The organism is Nocardiopsis listeri NBRC 13360, assembly GCF_001570765.1.
GTDB lineage: Bacteria > Actinomycetota > Actinomycetes > Streptosporangiales > Streptosporangiaceae > Nocardiopsis > Nocardiopsis listeri.
The window spans coordinates 1-2,504 of record NZ_BCSH01000119.1 but is presented as its reverse complement, the minus strand read 5'-3'; the positions used below and the strand labels follow the sequence as shown (position 1 = coordinate 2,504).

Genomic DNA, 2,504 nt, shown 5'->3' with positions numbered 1-2,504 from the left:
GGACGTCTCCAACAGCAACCGCTGCTGCGGATCCATCGCGAGCGCCTCACGCGGCGAAATCCCGAAGAACCCCGCATCGAACTCCGCCGCACCATAGAGGAATCCGCCGTGACGGACGTAGGAGGTGCCCTCGTGCTCGGGGTCCGGGTCGTAGAGGGATCCGAAGTCCCAGCCACGGTTCGTCGGCAGCGGACCGACGGCGTCGGCCTGCTCGTCCATGAGCAGGTTCCACAGAACCTCCGGGTCGGTCACGCCACCGGGGAACCGGCAGCCGATGCCCACGATCGCGATCGGCTCGTCCGCACCCACCGCAGCGGTGACACCGGACTCCGACCGCGCGGACACCTCGCCCAGGTCCCCGACCAGCTGTACTGACAGGTACCGGGTGAGCGCCTCGGGTGTGGGGTAGTCGAAGACCAACGTGGCCGGCAAACGCAGACCCGTCGCCGCATTCAGCCGGTTGCGCAGCTCCACGGCCGTCAGCGAGTCAAAACCGATCTCCTTGAACGGGTGATCGGCCTGCACCGCCCCGGTTCCGGAGAAGCCCAGCACCGCCGCGGCATGGGAACGCACCAGCTCCAGCAGGAACTCCGTACGCTCCGCCTCGCTCATGGGGAGGAGCCGGTCGGCGAAGGAGACGGCCGCCACGGACGCGGCCGTGCGGCGGCCGGGGGCCCGGGTGAACCCGCGCAGCAACGGTGACGCGGGAACGCGTGACGCTTGGAGCTCGGGGAAGTCCAGCCGGACGGGCACCAGGAGCGCCTCGTCGGAACGCGCCCCCGCGTCGAAGAGCGCCAGGCCCTGTTCCGTCGACAGCGGGAGGACGCCGTCGCGCTCCATGCGTCGTAGTTCGGTTTCGCCCAGGTGACCGGTCAGCCCGGAGCGCTCCTCCCAGAGCCCCCAGGCGAGGGCGACCGCGGGGAGTCCCTGGGCCCTGCGGTGCTGAGCGAGAGCGTCGAGGAAGGCGTTGGCCGCCGCGTAGTTCCCCTGGCCGGCGGTTCCGAGCACACCTCCCAGGGACGAGAACATCACGAACGCCGACAGATCCAGGTCCCGCGTCAGCTCGTGCAGGTTCACCGCCGCGTCCACCTTGGCCCGCAACACCCGCTCCACCCGCTCCGGCGTCAGCGCCTCAACCGTCGCATCATCCAAAACACCAGCCGCATGCACCACAGCAGACACCCGATGCACCGCCAACAAACCCTCGACAGCGGCCCGGTCCGCAACGTCACAGGCCTCGACCACCACCTCGGCCCCGGCCCGCGACAACTCCTCCACCAGCTCGGCCGCACCCGGAGCATCCAACCCCCGACGACCCACCAGCAACAGACGCCGCACACCATGCACCGACACCAGATGACGGGCCACCAAACCACCCAGCACACCCGTACCACCAGTGATCAGGACGCGATCATCTTCGGAGATCGGCATCGGGCTCTCGACATCGGGTGCCTCGACGCGCACGAGTCGTGGCACGGAGGCAGCTCCGTCCCGCACGAGAACCTGTTCCTCGCCGATGGAGAGGCCGACGCGGACCAGGCGAAGAAGGTCGCTCTCGGCCTGATCGGCACCATCGACCTCGACGAGCACGAACCGGCCCGGGTGCTCGGACTGGGCAGACCGCACCAGGCCCCACACCGTCGCGGCGGCGGGGTCCCGTCCGTCCAGCGCGCCACGCGTGACGAAGACCAGTCGGCTGGAGTCGAACCGTTCGTCGCCGAGCCAGTCCTGCACGAGGGCGAGCGTGCGCAGCGCGGTGCGGTGGGCTCCGTCCGCGAGGTCGACCCCGTCGTCGGGTGCGAGGGGCACGACCACGGTGTCCGGCGCGGAGGCGAGTGCGGTCGGGTCGTCGGTCATGACCGGGTCGGGCCCGTCGGTTCCGGCGGCGGACACCCGGGGCGGCGTCCATGCCACGCGGTACAGGGATCTGGGCCGTTCGACGGCGCCCAGGCTTCCGAGGCGCACCTCGTCGGCTCGTGCGACGAGGCTCCCCTCGGCGTCGATGACCTCGACGTCCACTGTGTCCTCGTCCACGCGGGTGGTGCGGAGGCGGACTGCGGACGCACCAGTGGCGTAGAGGCGGAACCGCTTCCATGAGACCGGGACTCGACCGGAATCGTCGGGGTCCAGGACGAGCAGTGCGGGGTGGATCCCGAATCCGGACGTGTCGGTGGACTCCGGAAGGACGACGTCTCGCCAGCCGCCGTCTCCCGTGGTGAGATCAGGTGCGGCACCAGGTTCCGCGGGACTGCTCGGGGCGAGTGTCCCACTCGCGTGCCGGACCCAGACGCCGTCGGCATAGGAGTGGATCGCGAAGACCCTGAGTCCGGACTCGTCGGGAGCAGCGACCTCCAGGCGCAGGTCATGTCCCGCGCCGGTGGCCGCAAGCGGTGAGTGGACGGTGAGTTCCGCCAGCAGCCCGCACCCGGTCTCGTCTCCGGCACACACCGCCAGGTCCACGAACCCGGCGCTCTGCGAGGCGTGGTCGGTGAGCCAGGGGTGTG

Annotated in this window: 1 protein-coding gene; it reads right to left on the bottom strand. The window is 70.3% G+C overall.

Annotation, left to right across the window (positions count from 1 at the left end; genetic code table 11):
• Nucleotides 1-2,504 (bottom strand): type I polyketide synthase (locus NLI01S_RS24695; RefSeq protein WP_157091136.1); only part of this gene is annotated, 2,504 nt, incomplete at both ends.